The organism is Microvirga medicaginis (assembly GCF_052658925.1).
The window spans coordinates 218,465-241,257 of sequence record NZ_JBQWEL010000003.1; the positions used below are offsets into that span (position 1 = coordinate 218,465).

At 63.1% G+C, this 22,793-nt stretch carries 22 protein-coding genes; 7 read left to right on the forward strand and 15 right to left on the reverse strand.

Annotation, left to right across the window (positions count from 1 at the left end; translation table 11 throughout):
- Nucleotides 1-54: 54 nt before the first annotated feature.
- A complete protein-coding gene (locus ACUXUR_RS06165; protein WP_445501468.1) occupies nucleotides 55-837 on the forward strand; it encodes a hypothetical protein in 783 nt (260 codons plus the stop codon).
- Here ACUXUR_RS06165 and rsmD read toward each other — a convergent pair.
- Nucleotides 827-1,384: a 16S rRNA (guanine(966)-N(2))-methyltransferase RsmD gene (rsmD, locus tag ACUXUR_RS06170; protein WP_445501469.1), complete on the reverse strand. Its 558-nt coding sequence runs from the start codon at nucleotides 1,382-1,384 to the stop codon at nucleotides 827-829. The genes ACUXUR_RS06165 and rsmD overlap by 11 nt on opposite strands.
- 13 nt (nucleotides 1,385-1,397) lie before the next feature.
- Entirely contained in the window at nucleotides 1,398-3,392 is a 1,995-nt protein-coding gene (locus ACUXUR_RS06175) for a pseudouridine synthase (RefSeq protein ID WP_445501470.1), read from the reverse strand.
- A 40-nt stretch (nucleotides 3,393-3,432) separates the two neighbouring features.
- On the opposite strand from ACUXUR_RS06175, the gene ACUXUR_RS06180 reads away from it, so the two are divergent.
- Nucleotides 3,433-3,906, forward strand: a complete 474-nt coding sequence (locus ACUXUR_RS06180; RefSeq protein ID WP_445501471.1) for a nucleoside deaminase — start codon at nucleotides 3,433-3,435, stop codon at nucleotides 3,904-3,906.
- Between the two features lie 106 nt (nucleotides 3,907-4,012).
- Here the strand turns inward: ACUXUR_RS06180 and ACUXUR_RS06185 are convergent, their stop codons facing one another.
- The gene (locus ACUXUR_RS06185) at nucleotides 4,013-4,921 is read right to left on the reverse strand and encodes an alpha/beta fold hydrolase (protein WP_445501472.1); all 909 of its coding nucleotides are present in this window, start codon (nucleotides 4,919-4,921) and stop codon (nucleotides 4,013-4,015) included.
- Between the two features lie 64 nt (nucleotides 4,922-4,985).
- A complete protein-coding gene (purD, locus tag ACUXUR_RS06190; protein ID WP_445501473.1) occupies nucleotides 4,986-6,263 on the reverse strand; it encodes a phosphoribosylamine--glycine ligase in 1,278 nt (425 codons plus the stop codon).
- A 242-nt stretch (nucleotides 6,264-6,505) separates the two neighbouring features.
- On the opposite strand from purD, the gene xseA reads away from it, so the two are divergent.
- Together xseA and ACUXUR_RS06200 are read left to right on the forward strand one after the other, a co-directional pair.
- Nucleotides 6,506-8,080, forward strand: coding sequence for an exodeoxyribonuclease VII large subunit (xseA, locus tag ACUXUR_RS06195; protein ID WP_445501474.1), 1,575 nt, complete (start codon nucleotides 6,506-6,508; stop codon nucleotides 8,078-8,080).
- 69 nt (nucleotides 8,081-8,149) lie between these two features.
- Complete coding sequence (locus ACUXUR_RS06200) at nucleotides 8,150-8,377, forward strand: DUF2093 domain-containing protein (RefSeq protein ID WP_445501475.1); 228 nt, start codon at nucleotides 8,150-8,152, stop codon at nucleotides 8,375-8,377.
- A 146-nt stretch (nucleotides 8,378-8,523) separates the two neighbouring features.
- Here ACUXUR_RS06200 and lpxK read toward each other — a convergent pair whose 3' ends face one another.
- The 7 genes from lpxK to ACUXUR_RS06235 form a co-directional block, all read right to left on the reverse strand.
- On the reverse strand, nucleotides 8,524-9,534 hold the full coding sequence (gene lpxK, locus ACUXUR_RS06205; protein ID WP_445501476.1) for a tetraacyldisaccharide 4'-kinase: 1,011 nt from the start codon (nucleotides 9,532-9,534) through the stop codon (nucleotides 8,524-8,526).
- Nucleotides 9,534-10,823, reverse strand: coding sequence for a 3-deoxy-D-manno-octulosonic acid transferase (locus tag ACUXUR_RS06210; RefSeq protein WP_445501477.1), 1,290 nt, complete (start codon nucleotides 10,821-10,823; stop codon nucleotides 9,534-9,536). The genes lpxK and ACUXUR_RS06210 overlap by 1 nt, the downstream gene beginning before the upstream one ends.
- The gene (locus tag ACUXUR_RS06215; RefSeq protein ID WP_445501478.1) at nucleotides 10,820-11,560 is read right to left on the reverse strand and encodes a lysophospholipid acyltransferase family protein; all 741 of its coding nucleotides are present in this window, start codon (nucleotides 11,558-11,560) and stop codon (nucleotides 10,820-10,822) included. Before ACUXUR_RS06215 ends, ACUXUR_RS06210 begins: the two co-directional genes overlap by 4 nt.
- 16 nt (nucleotides 11,561-11,576) lie before the next feature.
- Nucleotides 11,577-11,807 (reverse strand): DUF4170 domain-containing protein, encoded by a 231-nt coding sequence (locus ACUXUR_RS06220; protein ID WP_445501479.1) that lies wholly within the window; start codon nucleotides 11,805-11,807, stop codon nucleotides 11,577-11,579.
- Between the two features lie 60 nt (nucleotides 11,808-11,867).
- Nucleotides 11,868-12,686: an inositol monophosphatase family protein gene (locus tag ACUXUR_RS06225; protein WP_445501480.1), complete on the reverse strand. Its 819-nt coding sequence runs from the start codon at nucleotides 12,684-12,686 to the stop codon at nucleotides 11,868-11,870.
- A gap of 87 nt (nucleotides 12,687-12,773) precedes the next feature.
- Nucleotides 12,774-13,703, reverse strand: a complete 930-nt coding sequence (gene ubiA, locus ACUXUR_RS06230; RefSeq protein WP_445501481.1) for a 4-hydroxybenzoate octaprenyltransferase — start codon at nucleotides 13,701-13,703, stop codon at nucleotides 12,774-12,776.
- A gap of 15 nt (nucleotides 13,704-13,718) precedes the next feature.
- Nucleotides 13,719-14,189 (reverse strand): hypothetical protein, encoded by a 471-nt coding sequence (locus tag ACUXUR_RS06235; protein ID WP_445501482.1) that lies wholly within the window; start codon nucleotides 14,187-14,189, stop codon nucleotides 13,719-13,721.
- 210 nt (nucleotides 14,190-14,399) lie between these two features.
- On the opposite strand from ACUXUR_RS06235, the gene ACUXUR_RS06240 reads away from it, so the two are divergent.
- The 3 genes from ACUXUR_RS06240 to ACUXUR_RS06250 all read left to right on the forward strand — a co-directional run bounded on the left by ACUXUR_RS06240 (nucleotide 14,400) and on the right by ACUXUR_RS06250 (nucleotide 17,949).
- The gene (locus ACUXUR_RS06240; RefSeq protein WP_445501483.1) at nucleotides 14,400-15,146 is read left to right on the forward strand and encodes a 16S rRNA (uracil(1498)-N(3))-methyltransferase; all 747 of its coding nucleotides are present in this window, start codon (nucleotides 14,400-14,402) and stop codon (nucleotides 15,144-15,146) included.
- A gap of 169 nt (nucleotides 15,147-15,315) precedes the next feature.
- Nucleotides 15,316-16,458: a carboxylate-amine ligase gene (locus ACUXUR_RS06245; RefSeq protein WP_445501484.1), complete on the forward strand. Its 1,143-nt coding sequence runs from the start codon at nucleotides 15,316-15,318 to the stop codon at nucleotides 16,456-16,458.
- Between the two features lie 120 nt (nucleotides 16,459-16,578).
- Nucleotides 16,579-17,949, forward strand: a complete 1,371-nt coding sequence (locus ACUXUR_RS06250; protein ID WP_445501485.1) for a glutamate--cysteine ligase — start codon at nucleotides 16,579-16,581, stop codon at nucleotides 17,947-17,949.
- Nucleotides 17,950-18,052: 103 nt separating this feature from the next.
- On the opposite strand, the gene ACUXUR_RS06255 is transcribed toward ACUXUR_RS06250, so the two are convergent.
- From ACUXUR_RS06255 to ACUXUR_RS06270, 4 genes are all read right to left on the reverse strand, one after another.
- Nucleotides 18,053-19,474, reverse strand: coding sequence for a sensor domain-containing diguanylate cyclase (locus ACUXUR_RS06255; protein WP_445501486.1), 1,422 nt, complete (start codon nucleotides 19,472-19,474; stop codon nucleotides 18,053-18,055).
- A gap of 70 nt (nucleotides 19,475-19,544) precedes the next feature.
- Nucleotides 19,545-19,862, reverse strand: coding sequence for a quaternary ammonium compound efflux SMR transporter SugE (gene sugE, locus ACUXUR_RS06260; RefSeq protein WP_047190702.1), 318 nt, complete (start codon nucleotides 19,860-19,862; stop codon nucleotides 19,545-19,547).
- 153 nt (nucleotides 19,863-20,015) lie between these two features.
- Nucleotides 20,016-20,315 carry a hypothetical protein gene (locus ACUXUR_RS06265; protein WP_445501487.1) on the reverse strand — a complete coding sequence of 100 codons (300 nt, stop codon included), beginning with the start codon at nucleotides 20,313-20,315 and terminating at the stop codon, nucleotides 20,016-20,018.
- Between the two features lie 329 nt (nucleotides 20,316-20,644).
- Entirely contained in the window at nucleotides 20,645-22,462 is a 1,818-nt protein-coding gene (locus ACUXUR_RS06270) for a glycoside hydrolase family 113 (RefSeq protein ID WP_445501488.1), read from the reverse strand.
- Between the last annotated feature and the right edge of the window lie 331 nt (nucleotides 22,463-22,793).

A 22,793-nucleotide genomic window follows, 5' to 3' on the forward strand; every position in this document is an offset into this window, starting at 1 on the left:
ACAGCGAAGGCTGCAGGCGGTGACTTAGTGCTATTTTGTTGCTACTGATGTTGCATGAAGCAGGTCGTCACCTTATTCCTGACATTTGTAATCGTTATTGCTGGAAGCTCTTCCGCTATAGCGCATCGCCCTTACTTCACCCAGGTTGAAAAGATTCGTCTTCCCGACGGGGATACTGGGGAGGCAAGACTTCTCAATGGAGATGGGATTCTCGGGCCAGACCCTGTCCGCGTTTTGATCTTGAATCATCAAGGTCATCTATTGGCGCGAAGCCCCAAGTCTTTTGCAATCAGGCTTTCCTGTCGTGATGGCGGAGAATGCCTGATCTTCGACCTCACTCATGACAAGGTCCTTGAATTGGAGGCATCATCCTTCCGACAAGGCAATCGCGTTCCAGGGCTCTCGATCAATGATCGCGATAATCTATGGGAGCTAGAAGACGGTGATGAGGCGTGGGGATTTCACGCTCGGGATCTCGCTCCGAGTGAGAGGCTTGCGGGTCTGAGAGCGCTGGTGGTTGAATACCTCCCAATGGTCATCATCAATGGAGCCGCTGGTGGTTTCTGCTGGTTAATTGCAACAGGAGTTTGGCTTGTCATCAAGACTGAGCGCACTCGCGTAGCTCAGACCTTGGTAGCCATTGCCGTCATTTTGATACTAGCCACTGTCGGCCTGCTTGCCGTGTTCATGTCGTTTTTGTTGAGCGCCATATCGGCCCTGCCGTTTGCAGTATGGGTCCTATCGCTCGCAATAGGCGGGGCACTTGCCATCATGGGCTCTTGCGCCGTGAAATATATCAAAAACGCCTCCGCTTCTGCCGAAGGCTCTATCCCCTGAACCGCCCGAACACCACCGTCGTCTCGCCGTAATCCCGCCGTTCGATTTCCTCGAAACCTTCGGGCAGCGTGACGTCGACCCCTTGCGCTTCCTCCACGATGACGAGCGCATCGGGTGTGAGCCAGCCGCCATCCGCGCAGGAGCGCAGGGCTTTCGGTGCAAGGTCTTTACCGTAGGGTGGATCGCAGAACACGACGGAGAAGGGCGTGTTGGGAGCTGCCTCGCCCATGCGCGTGGCATCGCGGCGGAAGAGGCGGGTTGCGCCACCGGCGCCGAGGGCTTCCACATTCTCACGAATGATGCCGCGCGCCTGCGCACCGTCATCGACGAAGAGCGCGAAGGCCGCGCCGCGCGAGAGCGCCTCAAGGCCCATGGCGCCGGTGCCTGCGAACAGGTCGAGCACGCGCGCGCCCTCGACAGGGTCGTCGTAGCCGTGCTGGAGGATGTTGAAGATCGTCTCGCGCAGGCGGTCCGAGGTCGGGCGGATGGCGTCCGAGTTCGGCCCCTTGAGCGAGCGGCCGCGCCAGCGCCCGCCCACAATTCTCATGATTTAAACCTCATCAGCGGCGACCGCGCGGGCCGCCTTTCGAACCACCCTTCGAGCCGCCTTTGAAGCCGCCCTTGGATGCGCCTCGCGGGCCTCCCTTGAAGCCGCCACCGCGAGGGCCGCCACGCGAAGGTCCTTCGCCGCGCGGAGGGCCGCGACGCGGACGCTCGTCGCTTCCCTCACCGCGAGCGCGGAAGGGACGATCACCTTGGCGAGTGCGGGGGCGATCCTCACCGCCTTCACGCGAGCGGAACGGACGCTCTCCTTCCGCACGGCGCGGACGTTCGCCCTCGTCCCGACGGGGGCGGCCTGCACCAGCCTCGCGCTTGAAGCGGGAGGGCGCCGCATCGCGATCATCGCGACGACGGGGGCGCTCCTCGCCACGGGCTGCGCCACGGCCTCTGCGCGGTGCCGGAGCCTCTTCTGCTTGAGGCTGGCGCACGAGACGCTCGACCACGACCTTGCGGCCCTCGGACGAGGCGATGGCACCCACGCGCTCGCGCGGACGTTCCGCGCTGGCGGCACGTGCCTCACGCGGATCGGCACCGCGACGCGGCGCTTTCTTGCGCGGGGCATCCTCATCGGTCTCGCCCGCGCGCCAGACGCTCGTCTTCACATCGAGGCGCGAAGGACGCTTCTTGGCCTCTTCCTCCTCACGCTCGAACCGATCCTTTCCGCGCGCGCGGAAAGGCCTCTCGTCGTCGCTCCGGCGACGCGGACGCTCGTCCCGGTCGCGGCTGAAGCGGGAGGGACGCTCCTCGCGCTCTTCGCGGTCCTTCCACGAGCCGAAAGGCGCGATGGGCTCGCGCACCGGGCTTTCGAAATCGACGCCTGCCTCGGCAGCGAGCGCCGCACCGAGCTGATCCTTCAGAACCTTCGTCTTCACTTCCTCGACCAGGCCCTGCTCGAGATCGCCGAGCTGGAACGGGCCGAAGGACATGCGGATCAGGCGGTTCACCTGCATGCCGAGATGTTCGAGAATGCGCTTGATCTCGCGGTTCTTGCCTTCGCGCAGGCCCATCGTGATCCACACGTTGTCGCCCTGCATGCGGTCGAGGCGCGCCTCGACGGGACCATATTCGATGCCGTCGATGGTGATGCCGTCGCGAAGCCGATCGAGATCGGCCTGCGTGATGTCGCCGTGGGCGCGCACCTTGTAGCGGCGCAGCCAGCCGGTATCGGGATGGGCGATCACGCGGGCGAGGCCGCCGTCATTGGTGAGCAGCAGCAGGCCTTCGGTGTTGATGTCGAGGCGGCCCACCGCCACCACGCGGGGCAGATCCTCGGGCAGGTTTTCGAAGACGGTCGGGCGGCCTTCCGGGTCGCGGGCCGTGGTCACGAGGCCGCGCGGCTTGTGGTAGAGCCACAGGCGCGTGCGCTCCTTGGTGGGCAGGGGCTCTCCGTCCACGGTGATCGTGTCGGCGGCCGTCACGTTAATGGCGGGGCTCTCCAGCACCTTGCCGTTGAGAGTCACGCGGCCTTCCGCGATCATGGCCTCCACATCGCGGCGCGAGGCGACGCCCGCGCGGGCGATCACCTTGGCGATGCGCTCCTCGGCTGGTTCCTGAGCGGCCTCGGGCAGAGGCTCCGGGCGCTCCTGACGCGGGCGGCGAGGGCGATCCTCCGCCGAACGGTCGAAGCGGCGCGGGCGATCATCGCCGCCGCGGCCACGGAAGGGGCGGTCCCCATCGTCGCGGCGCGGACGAAACGGCTTGTCGTCTCCTTCGGAACGGGCACGGAAGGGGCGGTCTCCTTCCTCACGACGCGAGCGGAAGGGTTTGTCGCCTTCAGACCTGGGACGGCGGGGACGCTCGTCGTTGTCGCGGTTGCGGAAGGGCTTATCGCCTGCAGCGCGGGGCTTGCGCGGGCGGTCGTCATCACCCCGGGCGCGGAAGGGGCGTTCGCTGCCCTCGCGGGATTTGCGGAAAGGCCGATCACCGGAGGTGCGGCCACGGTCGGAACGTCCCGAGGAACGGCCCTTGCGATTATCGTCGTTGCTGTCGGTCATAGGAGCCTGATAGCAGAGGAAGGGAACAGAAGCGAGCGACATGAACAACGCCGATCACAATCAGGACGATCCCAATGTCGATCCTATGAGCGTGGCTTTTGCCGAAGCCCGTGCCGCCGCCGCGCGCGGGGAGGTGCCGGTGGGGGCCGCCATCGTTAGGGACGGCCGCGTCGTGGCCAGTGCGGGCAACCGCCCCCGGGAGCTGCGGGATCCCTCGGCCCATGCGGAAATGCTGGCCATCCGTCTTGCCTGCGAAGCGCTGGACGACGAGCGGCTGTCCGGCTGCGATCTTTATGTCACCCTCGAACCCTGCACCATGTGCGCGGGCGCGATCTCGTTCGCCCGTATCAGGCGGGTCTATTACGCGGCCCACGATCCGAAGGGCGGGGCCGTGGACAACGGCGTGCGCTTCTTCGATCAGCCCACCTGCCATCACGCGCCGGAAGTCTATGGCGGAATCCGTGAGAGCGAAGCGGCGGCGTTGCTGAAGGAGTTCTTCGAGGGGAGGCGGTAGAGTTCTTCTTCGTCATAGCCGGGCTTGTCCCGGCTATCTCGGCCTGGAAGAGCGTTGCGCTTTCGCAATCGGGATCACCGGCACAAGGCGGTGATGGCGTGGGGCTTCAGGAACTCAGGAATTCCTGTAGCGCCTCCAGCGTCGCGCTGGGATTCTCCTCCGCCACGAAATGCCCCGAGGTCACGCCGATGCCATGTATGTTCGGTGCGAAGCTCCTTTGCCAGACCTCCAGCGGATGTTGAGCGTGGCCGACGGGGCCGCTGACGAGATAGAAGTCGCTCCAGATCAGATAGGTCGGGCACTGGATCTTTTTGCCCGCCGCGAGATCCGCTTCATCGGCCTCGATGTCGCGCGTCGCACCGGCCCTGTAATCCTCGCAGAAGGCATGGATGCGGGTGGGTTCGTTGCAGCTCTGCCGATAGGATTCGATGGCGCGCGGATCGAACGCAGCGAGGTCGCCTGCGGCCGACCAGGCCTTCATCAGCCCTTCAAAATAGGGAATGGGATTGCGCGCGATTTCCTCTTCCGGCTTCGGATAGGCTTGCGAGAGATAGCCCCAATGCGCTTCGGGGATCTTGCCCGCCTTCATCTGCTGCCATACGTGATAGGTCGGCAGAATGTCGAGGAGAGCCAAGCGCTCCACGCGGCCGGGATGATCGAGCGCTAAGCGGTAGCCGACGCGCGCGCCGCGATCATGCCCCGCAACAGCGAAGCGCACATGCCCTAAGGCTTCCATGACCTGGATGACATCCTGGCCCATGGCGCGCTTCGAATAAATCTCGTGCCTCTCGTCGCCCTTCGGCGCGGTGGACCAGCCATAGCCGCGCAGGTCCATGCACACCACCTTGTGCGTCTCGGCGAGCGCCGGTGCGAGGTGGTGCCACATGACATGCGTTTGCGGAAAACCGTGCAGCAGCACCAGCGGCGGGCCGTCGCCCTTCGAGCGCGCGAAGATGCGCCCGAACTCCGTGTCGATCCAGTGGCACTCGAATCCAGTGAAGAGGTCGCTGCTCATGAAAGGACTACTCGCAGATTGCTGGGACGAAGCCTTTCTGAACCTAGGGGAGAGATGACGTTTGTCAGCCCCGCTCGCGCTCCACCGCGCGCCAGCCGATATCACGGCGGCAGAAACCTTCCGGCCAGTCGATCCTGGCAACCGCCTCATAGGCCTTCGCCTGCGCATCAGTGATCGTTTTTCCGAGAGCGGTCACGTTCAGCACGCGCCCGCCATTGGCGACGATCCTGTCGCCGTCCTGCTTGGTGCCGGCGTGGAAGACGATCACGTCTTCGAGCGTTTCGGCTTTGTCCAGCCCACGAATTTCGGAGCCTTTCTCCACCGAGCCCGGATATCCTTTCGCCGCCATCACGACCGTGAGCGCAGCCTTGTCGGACCAGTTGAGGGAAACGGTGTCGAGCTTGCCGTCGCAGGCCGCGAGAAACGCCTCGACGAGATCGGATGTCAGGCGCGGCAGAAGCACCTGTGTCTCGGGATCGCCGAGGCGCGCGTTGTATTCGATCAGCTGCGGTCCATCCTTCGTGAGCATGAGGCCCGCATAGAGAATGCCCTTATAGGGCATTCCGCGTGATGCCATGCCCTTGAGCGTCGGTTCGATGATCTCTCGCATCACCCGCGCCTGCAGCTCGGGCGTGAGAATGGCTGCGGGCGAATAGGCGCCCATGCCGCCGGTATTCGGCCCCTCGTCGCCATCGTACACGCGCTTGTGATCCTGCGCCGTGCCGAAGGGGATGGCCTTCGTTCCGTCGCAGAGCGCGAAGAAGCTCGCCTCCTCGCCTTCGAGAAAGGCCTCGATCACCACCTCGGCTCCGGCGGCTCCAAGCCCGCCACCGACCATCATGTCGATGGCGCTTTCCGCATCCTCGAAGGACATGGCGACCACCACACCCTTGCCGGCGGCAAGTCCATCCGCCTTCACGACGATGGGCACGCCGTAATTGCGTACATAGGTCTTGGCAGCCTCGGCATCCGTGAAGCGCCGATAGGCGGCGGTGGGAATGTCGAACTCGGCGCAGAGATCCTTGGTGAAGGCTTTCGAACCCTCGAGCTGGGCGGCGGCCTTGCTGGGGCCGAAGGCCTTGATGCCCACAGTCGTCAGGTCGTCCACGAGGCCGGCCACCAGGGGCGCCTCGGGACCCACCACGACGAAATCGATGGCCATCACGCGGCAGAATTCGATCACCGCCTCATGGTCGGTCACGTCCAGCGAAACATTGGTGCCGACTTGTGCCGTGCCCGGATTGCCTGGGGCGACGAAGAGCTTGCTGCAATGAGGGCTGCCTGACAGGAAGCGCGCCAGGGCATGCTCGCGACCGCCGGAACCGATGAGAAGAATGTTCATGCCTTCAAGCCCTCCGTGGAGACGCTTGGGCTCTTAGCGGCTGAAAGGCTTTTCGCCTACCCCGAAAAGCACAGGCCGGAATCGCCATTTCGATGTCCTTGCGGGGGAGACACCTCATCCCCGGGCTGATTTCCGCCTGCGTCGTTCCGGCAGTGGACAAGCCGAGCTTCGCTGCGGACAGGGTCTGGTCATCGGCTCTCGTGGCCTTGGCAGACCCGGGGCAGAGCGATTAGGTTCTCCTCATGTTCGCAGAAAAAGTTCCCTCCAACGCCCATGAATGGTCGGTCACGGACCTTGCGGGCGCTCTCAAGCGCACTCTCGAGGATGCCTTCGGTTTCGTGCGCCTTCGGGGCGAGGTGTCGGGCTATCGCGGGCCCCATTCCTCAGGCCATGCCTATTTCTGCCTGAAGGACCAGAATGCCCGCATCGATGCGGTGATCTGGAAGGGCTCCTTCGCCAAGCTCAAGATCCGTCCCGAGGAGGGGATGGAGGTCATCGCCACCGGGCGCATCACCACCTTTCCGGGCTCGTCCAAATATCAGATCGTCGTCGACACGCTGGAGCCCGCCGGCATCGGCGCCCTCATGGCGCTCTTGGAAGAGCGCCGCCGCAAGCTGACGGCCGAAGGGCTGTTTGCGGCCGAGCGCAAGAGGCGGCTGCCGTTCCTGCCCAAGGTGATCGGAGTCGTCACCTCGCCGACGGGCGCGGTGATCCGCGACATCCTCCATCGGCTGGAGGATCGCTTTCCGCGCCATGTGCTGGTTTGGCCCGTGCGCGTGCAGGGCGACACCTGCGCTGCGGAAGTGGCCGCCGCCATTCGCGGCTTCAATGCCCTTCAGCCCGGCGGCAAGGTTCCGCGTCCCGACGTGCTCATCGTCGCGCGCGGCGGCGGCTCCATCGAAGACCTGTGGGGCTTCAACGAAGAGATTGTGGTGCGCGCCGCTGCCGAGAGCGACATACCGCTCGTCTCCGCGGTCGGGCACGAGACCGACACGACGCTCGTCGATTACGCCGCCGACGTGCGTGCGCCGACGCCGACAGGCGCTGCCGAAATGGTGGTGCCGGTGCGCGTCGAACTCATGGCCGGTGTCAACGATCTCTCCCGACGCCATACGGAGACCATGCTGCGGGTGATCGAGCGTCGGCGTTCCGATCTGCGTGCTACGGCACGCGCGCTGCCGACGCCGGAGGCGTTGTTCTCGCCCAAGCGTCAGCGGCTCGATCTCGCAGCGACGAAGCTCTATCCCGCGCTCTCGCGCAACGCGCGCGGACACGAGGAGCGGCTGCTCAAAGTCGCGCGCCAGCTCGCGCATGTGTCACCGGTCGCGAACGTCGCGCGCATGCGCGCCAAGCTCGATGCGGTCGGCTCGCGTCCCTACAACGCAGTCTGTCGTTTGGTGACTTTGCGCGAGGAAACCCTCAAGCAGCTCGATCGCCGCCTCGTCGTCTCGCGAGAGACGTTGCTGCGCGCCGAGCGCACGCGCATCGCGCAATCGACCGAACTCACGCAGCGCGTGGCCGAACGTCTGGCGCCTGCTCTGAAAGGTCAGCTCGCACGCAAGGCCGATCGCCTGGAGGCGGTGTCGAAGCTCTTCGACAGCCTCAACTACAAGTCCGTGCTCGAACGCGGTTTCGCACTCGTGCGCGATGCGGAAGGCCAGCCTTTGCGCTCAGCGGATGCGGTGCTCGACGGACAGGCGCTCGTGCTCGAATTTGCTGACGGCAAGGTCGATGCCACCGGCGGTCGCATCGGATCACGGCCGAAACCTGTCAAGCCGAAGCTCGTTGCGACGGAAGAGCAGGGCGCTCTGTTCTGACAGGGCATTGAAAAGCGGTGTCCCCGCACGCACCTTTATAAGGATGCGTCCAAATTTACGATGGCCGGGATGATGAACAGACATGAGCGCGGTGGCGGTGAGGCCGTCGTACAATATCTCGACAGCAACCTGCGGGTCATCAAGCCTGGGGCTTTCGTCCGCTGCGCCGTGACCGGCGAGACCATCCCGCTCGATGAGCTGAAGTATTGGAGCGTGGAACTGCAGGAAGCCTATGCCTCGCCGGAAGCCGTGATGATGCGCATCACGGGGCAAAAGCCCCATGGGGGCGAAGGCTAGAGCATCTGACGGGAAAAGTGGATTTGCCTCTCTGGGCTCAATCCGATGCTCATACTCAGGGGTAACGTATCGTTTTAAGCGGAAAACCGGGTCCACTTTTCACTAACGTGGCCCTTCGGGTCCGCACGATGCGGTGGTGATCGATTTCAGGAACGGCGCAGGCGACGGTCGCTGATCTTGCGCAGCACGAAATTGCGGAGCGTCGCTTCGTCTTCGAACTGAAGGCCCACGGGCAGCACCATCAGGTTCTGCCAAGCATTCGCGCCATTCAGGCCTGTGATCCGCGCGAAGTCCTTCTCCGTTGTGACCGCCATGAGGCCGCGCTCTTCAGCCTCCCTGCGAAGGCTGTCGAGATCGCTCCTGCTGTAGGGGTGATGATCGGGGAAGGCGCGGGGCTCTTCGACGACGGCGCCACAGGCACGCAAGGTATCGAAGAATTTTTCCGGCCGCCCGATTCCCGCAAAGGCCAGAACCTTCTGCCCATTCAGCTTTTCGGCCGACTTCGGATCGGGCACCAGACTGCCTTTGAAAATACGCTTGTTCAGGACAGCCGCCCGACGCGCCACGGCTTCGCCGGGTTCACCTTGTCCGATCACGAGAACCGCATCGACCGCAGGCCATTGCGCCTCCATGGGCGCGCGCAAGGGACCTGCAGGCAAAGGCAGTCCGTTGCCGATGCCGGTTGCTCCATCGACGATGGCAATCGCGCAGTCTTTCTGGAGAGACGGATTCTGCAAGCCGTCATCCATGATCAGCACGGTCGCACCGATTTCATGGGCGAGACGTGCTCCTGCAGGCCGGTCCGCGGACACGATCGTGGGAGCCTTGGCCGCGAGGAGAAGTGGTTCATCGCCTACGTCGAGAGCCTTATGATCCGGCCGGACCTGCACGGGGCCCTTGAGACTGCCGCCATAGCCACGCGACAGGAAGGCAGGGCTCTCCCCGGCGATCTCCAAAAACTCCGCAAGAGCCAAGGCTGCGGGCGTCTTGCCGGCGCCACCGGCGGTGAAATTGCCGATGCAGATGACGGGCAGATCTGCGCGCTCGCCTTGCCTTTTCATTCTGCTTCCGGCGATTGCGCCGTAAACGAGACCTGCTGGACGCAAGATATTCGCGAGGAGTGAGGATCTGCTCTGCCACCAGGAGGGGGCGCGCATCAGCGTCGCGCTCCGAGCTTCGCCTGCACGATGAACGGCTCGATGGACTGCATGGTGCGCTCCACTGCGCCCCCTAAGGCCTGCACGGCCTCTCCGGCGGCCCGGGCCATGTCGCGGGTGAGTGCCGTGTTCGTCAGAAGTTCGCTGACCGCCCGCGCAAGGGCCGTTGAGTCCTTCACCATCAGGGCGCCGCGCGCGAGATCGATCGCGTGATAGACGTCCTCGAAGTTGTGAACGTGAGGGCCATGCAGGATCGCTGCGCCGAGCTTCGCAGGCTCGATGGGATTTTGCCCTCCGTGAGCGACCAGTGATCCGCCCATCACCACGATGGGGGACAGGCGATAGAACAATCCCATCTCGCCCACCGTATCGGCCACGTAAACATCGGTTGCACGGTCAGGGTGAATGCCCTCCGAACGGCGGCTCGCCCGCAAGCCTGCCTGTGCCGCGATGGCCGCAACCTCCGGTCCACGATGGGGGTGGCGGGGTGCGATGATGGTGAGCAGGTGCGGGTGCCTCTTGGCGAGCGCCCGATGCACCGCGATGATCACACCTTCCTCGCCAGCATGGGTGCTGGCGGCAAGCCACACGGGACGGCCTGCGACGAGACCGGAGAGATGTGCCACGACGCGCGGATCGGCCGGGGGAGGGGCGGCATCGAACTTGAGATTGCCCGTCATGACGACGCGAGGCGCGCCAAGGCGGGCAAGCCGCTCCGCATCGTCCTGGGTCTGGGCCAGGCACAGGGCGAAGCGCTCGAGCAGCCTCCGGATGATGCCCGGGAGTTTCTGCCAGCGCTGGAACGAGCGGTCGGACATGCGCCCGTTGACCATCACGAGCGGGATATGCCGCTCGTCGAGAGCCATGACCGTGTTGGGCCAGATCTCGGATTCCGCAATCAGGGCGAGATCAGGCTGCCAGTGATCGAGGAAGCGCCGGATATAGCGCGGCACGTCGAGAGGCATGAACTGATGCACGGCGCCAGGTGGCAGGCGCCGGGCGATCAGGGAAGCCGAGGTGCGGGTGCCGGAGGTTACGAGGACCGTGAGGCCGCGCTGGGTCAGGCGCTCGACGATGGGCAGCAGCGACAGGGTCTCGCCGATGCTGGCGCCGTGCACCCAGATCAGGTGGCCCTTCGGTCTCTGGCGGCTGGGATAGCCCTGACGCTCGCCGAGGCGCGTGCGATCCTCGCGCCCTTTCCGCTGGCGCCACAGAAGAAGCCCGAGAACGGCAGGTTCGAGAATGGCCGTGGCCGTGCGATAGGCCTTGAAGAGGACCGGGGTGCTCATGCGCGCGAGCCTTCTGCAAGGGCCGGGGCCGCTTTCGCGCCGGGATCTCTCGAGCCCACAAGCGCATAGGCCCGCTCATGGATGGCGTCGAGCTCCCGCTCCACCTGCAGGCGGAAGGTTTCGAGCGCATCGACATCCGCGTCGCGCGGCACATGCACCGGCTCGCCCAGCACCATGGCGCCGCGCCCGAAGGGCAGGCCGATACTCGCCTTGTCCCAGCTGTTGAAATCGATGCGGCGACTCGTGACCACGGCTACGGGAACGATGGGGCGACCCGACATCTGCGCCAGAGTGATGATGCCCTGGCCGCAGACTCGCGAGATCTTCGGGATGTCGGCCGTCATGACGACCATCTCTCCGCCTGCCAGAGCTTTGAGCATGGCGCGCATGGCCTGGGCGCCGCCCTTCTTACGGATGTCGCGGCCCCGCGCGCCCGAGCCCCGGATGGCCCGGATGCCGAGATGGCGCAGCGCAAGGGCATTGAACTCGCCGTCACCGGAGCGGGAGACGAGACTCGCCGCGCGGTCCTGCGGGCGCTTGGCGAAGTGGATCATGAAGTGCTGCCCGTGCCACATGGCGGCGATCACGGGCATCTGAGGGCCGATCCGGTCATAGGCATCCGCCGGTTCCATGACGAACCGGTTCGTGCGCTGCACGAACTTGAGATAGCTCGCGACCAGGAAACCCAAGGTCTCCTGGACCGGGCGCGAGCGCGCGATGCGTTTGACGAGATCCATCGTGGCCTTGAAGGCTTTAAGCCTGCGGCTCCAGCAGGCGGTGCAGGTGAACGATGAAGTAGCGCACCTGTGCATTGTCCACGGTGGCCTGAGCCTTGGCCTTCCAGGCGGCGTGAGCCGTGGCGTAGTTCGGGAAGATTCCGACGATGTCGAGCTTGGAGAGATCCTTGAAATCAACGGACTCAAGGCTGGTGAGCTCGCCGCCGAAAACCAGGTGAAGAAGCTGTTTGCCAGGCGTGTCGGTCATGGATTCAGAACTCTTCTGAAGAGGTGCGGGAATGGAATGTTGCTGTGAGGCAAACCGTGTTCAGTTCCTCATGGCCCCAATAGCACGAGGATGCAACCGTGACGCAACGGCAATCATCTCGCCATGGCTGGGGTGAGGCTTGTTGTAAGTCGGCGGCAGGCCTGCAAAATCCGTCAAACGGCCGCCTGCCTCCCGGAGGATAAGATCGGCGGCGGCAATATCCCAGTCCTGTGAATTATGGGAAACGAGCCCGACATCGATGGAGCCCTCCGCGACGCGGGCGAGCCTCAGGGCTAGAGAGGGCACCTTGGGCAGGCGCTCGACGGGACCGGTGTTGCGCTCGAACCGGTCCACCAGCGGCTTCGGGCCTGCCACGCGGGCGGGGGCAGGGGCCTCCGTCTCGGACAATTGAAGCCTTTGTCCATTGCGCCAGGCTCCACCGCCGAGGATGGCCTCGTAGGTCTGCTCGTGAATGGGGGCATGAAGAACGCCGAGCACCGGCATCCCATCCTTCACAAGGGCGATGGAGATCGCCCAGTCGGGATGACCTGAGGCGAAGGCGCGCGTGCCGTCGATGGGATCGACCACCCACACATGGCTGCGCTCGAGCCGGGCGGGATCGTCCGCCGTTTCCTCCGACAGCCAGCCGGCCTCGGGAAAAAGACGGGTCAGGTGCTCCTTCAGGAAGGTGTCGAGAGCAATGTCCGCTTCCGTCACCGGGGAGCTCTGGCCCAAGGAATTCTGGCCCTTGTACCAGAGCCGCGCCGCCGTCTGCTCGCCCGCGCGGAAATAGGGCAGCGCCAAAGCGCCAGCTTGGCGCGCGGCGTCGCGTACGGCTGCGGCGAGGTGGACAAGGAAATCGGCGGAAGAGGAAAGCATCGGCTTCAAGATGGGAGGGGTCCGCGGCGGATGCTAGGGAAGGCGGCGAAGAAACCCTGTTTCCCCGCGAAGGCCCTGCGGCGGGGCTCAAAGCAGGGCATCGGCCACCATGGCGGCGAAGAGGATCAGCCCGGCATCGCGATTCGAGCGGAAAAGGCGTAAAGCCCCTGCGCCATCGGAGCGGTCGATGCGGGCCACCTGCCGACCGAGATGCAGAGCGAAGAGGCCAAGGCCAAGATAGGATGAAAGCCCGACATCAGCCTCGATGAAGGCCGCCGTCATGAGCACGATCGTCAAGGCATAGCAGATGCCCACACCCATCCTCACGCGCTCGCCGAAAAAGCGAGCGGAGGATTTGATCCCGGCAATCTCATCGTCCTCGATATCCTGCAGGGCATAGATCGTGTCGTAGCCGACCACCCAGGCGACGCTGGCGACATAGAGCAGGATCGGGGCGAGGCTCAAAGATCCGAAGGCCGCCGCCCAGCCCATCAGTGCGCCCCAGGAAAAGGCGAGGCCCAGCACAATCTGCGGCATCCAGAAGAACCGCTTCATGAAGGGATAAAGCGCCACGACCCCGAGCGAGCCGAAGCCCACCGCGATGGCGAAGGTGTTGAACTGGAGAAGGACGAGAAGCCCGACCAAGGCCTGAAGCCCGAGGAAGGCCAGCGCACCTTTGAGGCTCACCTGGCCGGAGGGCAGGGGGCGCTGCCGGGTGCGCTCCACCCGGATGTCGAGGTCCCGGTCGACGATGTCGTTATAGGTGCAGCCTGCGCCGCGCATGGCGACAGCGCCGATCAGGAAGAGAAGGCAATGGAGCGGGTCGGGCCAGGGCTGTCCCTTCACGATCGCAGCCAGTCCCGCCGACCACCAGCAGGGGAGCAGCAGCAGCCACCAGCCGATGGGGCGCTCGATCCGCGCCAGGCGCAAATACGGGCGTAAGCCCACTGGGGCCCACCGGTCGGCCCAATGGCCGCGCACGGCATCGGGAAGGGAGGATGCCCCGGGGCGCTCCATGGCGATGAACCTTGCTTAGAGAGCACCCTTCGGCACGCTCAGCGTGCCGGTCAGGCCACCGCCCATGCGGGGACCACCCTGTTGCTGCTGCTGGGCCTGCTGCTTGGCGCGTTTCTCCATCTCGGCCATCTTCGCGGCGGCTCCGCAAGCCTGGCCCTTGAAGGTCTGGGCACGCTTGTGATCCTGCTCGAAGTTCTGGACCACCTGATCGGGAACCTGGCACCAATCCTTGTTGGTGGTCATCCATTTCAGGCCGGCATCGCCGTTGGTCACGAGCTTGCCGAATACCGTGCAGGCGGCTCGGGGATCGATCTGCTTCTTCTTGCCCCCGCCGGTGAGCGCGGTGACCTGCTTGATGATCTCCTGGCGCTCGAGGAGGATCTTCTGCCCATCCTGGCAGGCGCTCGACTGCGCAAAGGCAGGAGCGGATGCGAAAATGCCACCGGCGGCAAGCGCGGCCATCAAGGTCGAACGGATGTGCGTCATGGCAAAAACCCTTCAAAAAGCCCGCGACGTCTCGCGCGCCTGTGCTCTGTTAACAGGTTCGCTGCCCCAAGGCCAAGGGGCGATTGGTCGCCTGATCCCTCAAGCTGTGCCATGGCGCACCTGAATTTCAGATGAGCACGGTTTCTCTTCCCCTCCCCATCGCCCCGGGAAGTTGATAAAGCTCGGGGGGCTCATATCCCCAAGGTTTCCATGGCCGAGTACGATTTCAACGCGCCCCGCCTCTTCGTCGATTCGCCGCTTCAAAAGGATGCGAGGATCGCCCTCGACCGGGCACAGGCCAATTACCTGTTGAATGTCCTACGCCTCAGAGCCGGCGAGAGCGCGCTGATCTTCAACGGCCAGGATGGGGAATGGCGGGCCGAAGTCTCTGTGGAAGGGCGCAAATCCGCCGATCTGGTCTGCATGGAAAGAATCCGCGAGCAGACGGCACAGCCCGATCTCGTCTATGCCTTCGCTCCCCTCAAGCATGCACGCCTCGACTACATGGTTCAGAAGGCCGTGGAGATGGGCGCAGGCGTCCTTCAGCCCGTCATCACCCACCGCACCCAGAGCACGCGCGTGAACCTTGAGCGCATGCGCGCGAACGTCATCGAGGCGGCAGAACAATGCGGGATTCTGACGATCCCGGAGGTGCGCGAAGAGGAGAATTTAGAGCGTTTCCTCAAGGGCTTGGACAAGAATCGCGTTCTTGTGTTCTGCGACGAGGACGCGGCCGTCGCCAACCCGGTCGAAGCTCTGGCCAGGCTTGGGAACAAACCATCAGGCGTTGCCGTTATCGTGGGCCCCGAAGGGGGCTTTACCGACCAGGAGAGAGCGCTTGTCGCCGCCCACGAAAGATGTGTTCGCGTATCGTTGGGACCGCGCATCCTGCGAGCCGATACTGCCGCAGTGGCAGCCCTCGCGATCGTTCAATCGGTGCTCGGCGACTGGAACTGACGCGCCCATCCGACGAAGGGCCACGCCAATTCGCCTCTAGCATCAGAAGCTTAGCAGTTTGGCGCCGATTCGCCCCACTCATGCCCCATTCGGCCTGAGTTTGGTGCGGTGGCGGGCCTGCCTGCGCATGCAAGGGTCATTCCTGAAAAACAAATAGAGGAACCGGGAAATGAGCTGGGATTTCAAGTTCGGCATCGAAGAAGAGTATTTCGTGAACGATGCCACGAAGCGGGACGTGGCCAAGAGCAGAATCAAGGAGTTCTTTGCCTCCTGCAGGGCACAGCTCTCGGATGATATCCAGCCCGAGATGCTCGAGCCTCAGATCGAGATCGCCACCAAGCCGATGGTCGATTTTGCGCAGGCCCGCTCGCAGCTTTCCGGCTTGCGCTCGTCCGTGGGGACGATTGCCCGCGACTTCAACCTGTCCATCATGGCCTCCGGCACGCATCCGCTCGCGGTCTGGTCGCGCGTGCGCGCCAACAATGCGCAGCCGCGCTACGGCAAGGTGATGCACGATCTGCAGATGATCGGCAGCCGCACGATTCTGTGCGGCATGCATGTGCATGTGGAAGTGCCGGATCTGGCGGCGCGCGTGGACATCATGAACCGCATCCAGCCTTATCTCCCGCTGCTGCTCGCGCTTTCCACCTCGTCACCCTTCTGGCAGGCGCAGCGCACGGGACTTCTGGGCTATCGATTGGCCGCCTATCGCGAACTGCCGCGCACCGGGCTGCCGGACCTGTTCGAGAATGCCGAGGATTACCGGCGCTACATCGACACGCTGGTGGCCGCCCGCGCCATCGAGAACTCGAGCTATGTGTGGTGGGTGATCCGCCCCTCGCTCACGCATCCGACGCTTGAGCTGCGTGTGGCGGACAGCTGCACACGCGTGGACGACACCATCGCTATTGCCGCCCTCTACCGCTGCCTCGTGCGCCGCTTGAGTCTCGACCCCAAGCTCAATGCCGGCCAGACCGGCGCGTCCCGCGCCATCAATGACGAGAACAGCTGGCGCGCGATGCGCTACGGCATCCATGGCAGCTTCGTGGACGAGAAGACCCGCAGCGCCAAGCCTGTCCGTGAGATGCTCGACGACGTCCTCGACCTGATTGCGGACGATGCCAAGGAGCTCGGCTGCGAGCGCGAGGTGGATCTTGCCCGCTGGATCGTCGCCCGGGGCACCAGCGCCGACCAGCAGCTTACCCTCTACACGGAGGCTCTCGGCCGCGGCCTCTCAAGCCGGGATGCTTTGGCTGGCGTCGTCGATTGGCTCTCCGCCGAGACCACGGGGGATCTGGTCATCCGCCATTGAGGCTCTAAATGGCTCCGCACTTTGTGAGGCCGCCCCTCATTGCAGCTTGGCCTTAACCCGCCTATCTAGTCTCGACCTGAGTCGGCGCGCCTTGAACGCGCTTTTTGGATGAGGTGATGTATGGCGCGGGACGTATCCGATACGACCCCCATTGGCGCGCGTTCCGAGCTCGTCGAGTGGATCGCTGAAGGTGAGAAGCCGCGCGAGACGTGGCGGTTGGGCACCGAGCACGAGAAAGTTCCCTTCTACAAGGCCGATGCCTCCCCCGTTCCCTATAACGGGGGCAAAGGCATTCGCGCGCTCCTCGAGGGCCTGCAGGGGCGGACGGGCTGGGAACCCATCATGGAGGACGACCATCCCATCGGCCTGTTCGATGAGGAGGGGGGCGGCGCCATCTCGCTGGAGCCCGGCGGACAATTCGAGCTCTCCGGCGCGCCGCTCAAGACGCTTCATGAGACGGCGCAGGAAACCGCAAAGCATCTCGACGATGTGAAGATCATCGGCGACACGCTCGGTATCGGCTTTCTGACGCTCGGCATGAGTCCTCTGTGGACGCGTGCCGAGACGCCCGTCATGCCGAAGAAGCGCTATCGCATCATGACAAATTATATGCCGAAGGTCGGCTCACGCGGCCTCGACATGATGTACCGCACGTCGACCGTGCAGGTGAACATGGATTACGGGTCGGAAGCCGACATGGTGAAGAAGCTGCGCGTCTCGCTTGCGCTGCAGCCCATCGCGACAGCGATCTTTGCCAACTCTCCGTTCACCGACGGCAAGCCGAACGGTTTTCTGTCCATGCGCTCTGAAATCTGGCGCGATACGGACAGAGACCGCACGGGCATGATCGCCTTCGCTTTCGAGGATGGCTTCGGCTACGAGCGTTATGTCGATTGGGCGCTCGACGTGCCGATGTATTTCGTCAAGCGCGATGCGACCTATCATGACGTTGCCGGTGCCTCGTTCCGCGATCTGCTTGCGGGCAAGCTCTCGCAATTGCCGGGCGAGCGCGCAACGCGCTCCGACTGGGCCAACCACGTCTCCACCCTGTTTCCGGAAGTGCGCCTGAAGCGCTACATGGAAATGCGTGGCGCGGATGTGGGTCATGCTCGGCACATCGTCGCGCTCTCCGCGTTCTGGGCCGGATTGCTGTACGACGAGGCTGCTCTCGATGGCGCCTGGGAACTCGTGAAGAACTGGAAGCCTGAGCAGCGCGAGCAACTGCGCGCCGACGTGCCGAAGCTCGCGCTGAAAGCACAGGTCGCCGGACGCTCCGTTCAGGACGTCGCGCGCGATGCGCTCTCCCTCTCACGCGAGGGCCTCAAGCGCCGCGCCTATCTCGATGGGGCCGGGCAGGACGAGACGAAGCACCTCGTCTATGCCGAAGAGATCGTCGCCTCGGGCCGAACACCCGCCGAGCGGCTGCTGGAGCGCTATCATGGTGAATGGGGCGGTTCGGTGATGCCTGCCTTTAGAGAATGCGTATTCTGACTGGCCTGGATGCCGGGAAGGAGAGGCATGCTTCTCCTTCTTCGCCGTGACCTGATCAAACGTCGTTTGCCCATGTGGGGAGAGCGCCGGACAGCATTCTCCGCTACGCCGCCTTCGCGATGGCGACCTGATTGCGCCCGGCCTGCTTGGCTTGATAAAGCGCTTTGTCGGCCATGTGCACGAGTTCTGTCGGGCCGGCGTGAGATCGGTCGAAGGCGGGCGCCTGGGTGACGCTGCCGATGCTGATCGTCAGGGTATAGGATGGGGCATTGGCTTCGTGATGCAGGGCCAGCGCCTCGACCTGCGCACGGATGTTTTCTGCAACTTTTGCCGCTCCGGGCTCATCCGTATTCGGCAGCAGCACGACGATCTCCTCGCCGCCATAGCGGGCGACGAAATCGCCGGGACGATTCACGGCGTCTGCGATGACTTTCGCAACCTTCCGCAGACAATCGTCGCCCTGCTGATGGCCATAGATGTCATTGTAGGCTTTGAACTGGTCGACATCGATGAGAAGAAGCGAGAGTGGTGTTCCATCACGGGAGGCGCGCAGCCATTCCGTCTCCAGCCGATGATCGAACGTTCGGCGATTGGCAAGACCTGTCAAACCGTCGGTTGTGGCGAGCACGGCGAGTTCGGACTCCACCTGTTCTCTGCGGCGCAACTCCTGCGCAAGTCTCCAGCCCAACACTGCAATGATGAGAACGAGCACGGCGATGCCGAGCGAGCGAAGCTGGAACTCTTCCGTCCAGTTCGCCAGGGCTTCGTCCTGACTGACGGCTGCCACCAGGACAACCGGATAAACATGGTTTCGCTGATAGGCAGCGAGGCGCGCCACTCCGTCGACGGGGGACACATAGGCGCGCAATCCATAGGAGCTCTTCAGCCATTCGGAGGAAGCTTGAATGACGCCATTGACATATGGAAAGCGCGCGAGAACCTGCGCATTCGTCGCGCTCACCATGGTGACGGATCCCTTGGACCCGAGATCGAAGCGGCCGAAGAAGTTCGAGAAATAGCGCGGCGGAATGCTCACCTGAACGACGCCACCGAAGCTGCCGTCAGCCTTGTTGAGACGTCGGGACAGGGTCAAGACCCAATCGGACCCGAGCGGGTCACGAATGATGGGACCGAAGAACCACTTTTTCTCAGATGACGCCGAGTGATGCTGAAAGAAAGCAAGATCACGGACATTCACCTTGGTGTGGCCGGGCAGGGAGCTGCTCAGGAGGAAGCCGTCTTCTCCATAGATGGTGAGAGCCTTCAAGGCCTGCAGGGTCTGAATGCGATCAGAAAGAAAGTCCTCCATCCCTGCTATGTCTTCGGAGGGCGTTCCATGGTGCTCGATTCTGTCAACCATATCGACCAGGATGGCATCGGCCAGGTTGAAAGTATCCTCCGCATGCTGTGCTAGCGACTTCGCGAGATTCCTCATCTCGGATTCGATCCGCGAGAGCTCCTGCTTGCGCTCGCTCCAGTCTCGCCAGCCCTCGAGACCGATAATGGCAAGGCAAATCACCGCCACGAAAATCTTGAGTCCGAAGGAGGAGGAGTACTTTTTTCGTGGCGGGGAAACCATCGGACTTAAGCCTCCCTCAGGTCGAAGCGAACTTGAGGCCGAGGATGCCGGCGACGATCAGTCCGATGCAGGCAAGGCGGAGTGCGGTGGCAGGCTCTCCGAGAAGGACGATACCGAGCAGGGCGGTGCCCACCGTGCCGATGCCGGTCCAGACGGCGTATCCGGTCCCGACCGGCAGCGTCTTAAGGGCCAAGCCCAGCAGCAGGACGCTGACTACCATGCTCACCGCGGTCAGGACCGAGGGTATCAATCGGGAGAAGCCATCCGTGTATTTGAGGCCGATGGCCCAGCCAATCTCGAACAGGCCCGCCAGTGTCAGATAAATCCACGCCATACCAGATCTCACGTCACCAGCCGGTGATGCCCCATTCTCGGAGATGATAACGCGAGGCCCCCCTTGCGCTCTTTATGGTTATACAGGGCGGGCGCATCCTGCTCAATAGAGGCCAGGGTTGTAGGAATGCCTCTCAGGCTTGGCAGAGAAGCCTCAGTTGTCTGTATCGACCGAGGGGCGGGCCGAGGGCTTCAAGGAAGCATAGGGATCGAAGGGCGCATAGATCTGATGCTTCCACGAATCCCCGCAATTGATGCAGATGGAGCGGATCATGTGGTCACTCTGCTCCAGGCGCTTGAGCAGCTTTTCCTGCCGCTGCTGAGCCTCGTTCTGCTCCGCCTCATAACCGGAGGGGCGCACCGTGAGCTTCATGCCTTGGCCGTCGGATGCACCTTGGGCAAGGGCCGGCCCTGACAGGCAGGCGAGAATGGCCGCGAAAACATGGTGGCGCATCGGACTCCTCATGGCCGATTGAAAACATCCCCGACTGGACGCCATGCAATGCTATTCCGTCAAGGGCGAAAAGAAGGTTGGGACCATTGGAAGCAGGCCCCAGTGCACCGTGCGGAAAACCGGTCCATTTTTCGCTGACACGGCCCTTCGGTCACTAACGCAGACCTCCGGTTCCGTCCCGAACGATGCGCTCATGAATCAGGGTGAGCATCGGATCAATCCCAAAGTGCAAGTCCACTTTTCTCGTCCGATGCTCTGAGGCAGGGCGTCATAAACGCCATATTGCGGCGGCGCAACTCTCGTGGCCTGCGCCATCGCTCTCTGATCGATCAGATGATGGTGAACTCCGCGTAGGCGAGGGCCGCCTTGTTGATGAACTGGGCGATGAGCACCTGCGCCCCCGCTCCCGAGCCGTCCGCATCATAGTAAAGATAGCCCTTGGCCCGGTCGTAGATCAAATGATCGTTGGCATCGAGGGCCTTGCTGCCGAGCACGAATTTCGCGCTGCTCAAGCGGCCGGCGGCACCGAGCTTGGGCATGTAGCGGTTGTCGAGCTGGAGCGAGTCGTAGAGCTTGTTGTAGTCGGTGATCTTGTCGACGTTCGCGCTGCCGAGCCGGTCCTTGAACACGAAGGTGTCCTTGCCGGACCCGCCCACCAGCACGTCCTTGCCGTAGCCCCCGTCCAGCGTGTCGTTGCCATTGTTGCCGTACAGCCGGTCGTTGCCGGACATGCCATAGAGCTTGTTGTTGCCTGCGTTGCCGACGATCGTATTGGCGCTGCCGTTACCTTTCAGCGCAATAGAGGAACTGCCGGTAGCATAAAGCTGCTCCACATAGGAGGCCAGCGTGTGGCTGACTGTCGTATAGACTCTGTCAGCGGTGCCGCCCGCGGAGCTTTCCTTCACCTGGTCTCCCGCGGCATCCACATAGTAGATATCGTTGCCGGCTCCTCCGTTGAGGATGTCGTTTCCTTTTCCGCCCCAGAGCTTGTCATTGCCGCCCCCGCCGTTGAGCGTATCGTTATGATAGCCGCCATCGAGTTTGTCGGCGCCCGCCGTGCCGTTCCAGACGAGACCGGTCGTGTGGGCCGGACCGGAATAATGCGTGGTGATCGTCGCGTTCGCGGGTTTGTGCTGCGTCGTGTAATCCGTCCATGCAACGCCCCGTTCCTCCATCGGGTTTTCGAAGGAGTAGTAGCTCCAGAGGAAAGATCCCGCGAGCCACTGCCCGCCGTAGTTCTCCATGACCTTGAACAGGGCCGTGTAGCAGTCGACCTGCTCCTGAGGATCGTATTCACCGCTGCCGTTGAAAACACCCGGATCCTTGTTGGCGCCGTCCATGCTCTTATAGCCGACCTCGGTGAAGATTACTTTCTTGCCATATTGCTCGGAGAGCGACTTGTAGTAATCGACGACGGATTTTCCCCCATGAAGGGTATCTCGGATCCAGGGATTGAAATGCGGCTTGACCCAGGCATCCACGATCTGATCGACAGTCGGATTGTTCACCGTTGAGGACGGGATATAGGCATCGGTGCCGATGTAATCGACCTTGTCCCAGAAGCCGATCTTCGGCACCGTCCAGTATGTGGCCGCATAGGTGACCTTGCCGGAATAGACGGCACGCACGGCATCGATGATCTCGGCCCATTTCTGTGTGTAGGTTTTGCCGTCGCTACAGACCTTCGTCGGGTCGGTCATGCTGTCCATTTCGGTGCCGACGCAGAGCATTGCCGCGCCAGCTTCCTGTGCCGCCTTGGCGTATTCGACCATCATGGCCTTGTATCTGTCGAACCAAGCCTTGGGATCGGTGGGCGCGATTTCAGCGCGCCAGACGCGATTCTCGGTCTCGAGATGAGGCTTGAGCACAACGTTGAGACCGCGGGCCTTCGCCGCGAGAATGGATTGCTTGACCTGCTCGAAGGTATCGCTCTCGTTGTCCCAGGGATTGTTCGGATCGCCGAGCCTCAATGCTACCGAGCTGCTGAACTTATCCGTTTGGAAGAAGTTGGGGATGATCGTGACGGTGCCGGCGCCGGTGGCGACGATCTGATCCATGGCTCTGAGGCCGGTGGAGGCAAGGATTTGTCCGCCCCAGTAGGAGGGTTGGGTAATGCTTTCCCATTCAAAGATCTGACCCGTGCTCATGCTTATGACTCCATTTCCGGCGACCGTTGCCGCGTGATCTGCCAGCGTACATGGATTATAATAACATAACATCAAGGCCTGTCGTTAGACCGAATGGCCTAGCGACGCGAGAAGGCGGTTAAAAGAGAGTCAATAATCTCAGCTTAAAGTTGCAGAACCCGATCCCGGAAATCCCAGGAGATGCAAATCCCACGAGATGCGCTGGGCCGCTCAGCTGCTGTTTCCTCATTGCAGCTGCCGGGCCGGCTTCGAAATCGCTCCGGCGATCCCTGCGAAGATGCTGATTCCGCATGTTGCACGCAAAGCCAAAAGGCTGGCGCAGCCTGCGCCA

Coding starts and splice junctions, on each gene's coding strand:
- ACUXUR_RS06165 (WP_445501468.1), top strand. CDS start 55: ATGAAGCAGGTCGTCACCTTATTCCTGACATTTGTAATCGTTATTGCT.
- rsmD (WP_445501469.1), bottom strand. CDS start 1,384: ATGAGAATTGTGGGCGGGCGCTGGCGCGGCCGCTCGCTCAAGGGGCCG.
- ACUXUR_RS06175 (WP_445501470.1), bottom strand. CDS start 3,392: ATGACCGACAGCAACGACGATAATCGCAAGGGCCGTTCCTCGGGACGT.
- ACUXUR_RS06180 (WP_445501471.1), top strand. CDS start 3,433: ATGAACAACGCCGATCACAATCAGGACGATCCCAATGTCGATCCTATG.
- ACUXUR_RS06185 (WP_445501472.1), bottom strand. CDS start 4,921: ATGAGCAGCGACCTCTTCACTGGATTCGAGTGCCACTGGATCGACACG.
- purD (WP_445501473.1), bottom strand. CDS start 6,263: ATGAACATTCTTCTCATCGGTTCCGGCGGTCGCGAGCATGCCCTGGCG.
- xseA (WP_445501474.1), top strand. CDS start 6,506: ATGTTCGCAGAAAAAGTTCCCTCCAACGCCCATGAATGGTCGGTCACG.
- ACUXUR_RS06200 (WP_445501475.1), top strand. CDS start 8,150: ATGATGAACAGACATGAGCGCGGTGGCGGTGAGGCCGTCGTACAATAT.
- lpxK (WP_445501476.1), bottom strand. CDS start 9,534: ATGCGCGCCCCCTCCTGGTGGCAGAGCAGATCCTCACTCCTCGCGAAT.
- ACUXUR_RS06210 (WP_445501477.1), bottom strand. CDS start 10,823: ATGAGCACCCCGGTCCTCTTCAAGGCCTATCGCACGGCCACGGCCATT.
- ACUXUR_RS06215 (WP_445501478.1), bottom strand. CDS start 11,560: ATGGATCTCGTCAAACGCATCGCGCGCTCGCGCCCGGTCCAGGAGACC.
- ACUXUR_RS06220 (WP_445501479.1), bottom strand. CDS start 11,807: ATGACCGACACGCCTGGCAAACAGCTTCTTCACCTGGTTTTCGGCGGC.
- ACUXUR_RS06225 (WP_445501480.1), bottom strand. CDS start 12,686: ATGCTTTCCTCTTCCGCCGATTTCCTTGTCCACCTCGCCGCAGCCGTA.
- ubiA (WP_445501481.1), bottom strand. CDS start 13,703: ATGGAGCGCCCCGGGGCATCCTCCCTTCCCGATGCCGTGCGCGGCCAT.
- ACUXUR_RS06235 (WP_445501482.1), bottom strand. CDS start 14,189: ATGACGCACATCCGTTCGACCTTGATGGCCGCGCTTGCCGCCGGTGGC.
- ACUXUR_RS06240 (WP_445501483.1), top strand. CDS start 14,400: ATGGCCGAGTACGATTTCAACGCGCCCCGCCTCTTCGTCGATTCGCCG.
- ACUXUR_RS06245 (WP_445501484.1), top strand. CDS start 15,316: ATGAGCTGGGATTTCAAGTTCGGCATCGAAGAAGAGTATTTCGTGAAC.
- ACUXUR_RS06250 (WP_445501485.1), top strand. CDS start 16,579: ATGGCGCGGGACGTATCCGATACGACCCCCATTGGCGCGCGTTCCGAG.
- sugE (WP_047190702.1), bottom strand. CDS start 19,862: ATGGCGTGGATTTATCTGACACTGGCGGGCCTGTTCGAGATTGGCTGG.
- ACUXUR_RS06265 (WP_445501487.1), bottom strand. CDS start 20,315: ATGCGCCACCATGTTTTCGCGGCCATTCTCGCCTGCCTGTCAGGGCCG.
- ACUXUR_RS06270 (WP_445501488.1), bottom strand. CDS start 22,462: ATGAGCACGGGTCAGATCTTTGAATGGGAAAGCATTACCCAACCCTCC.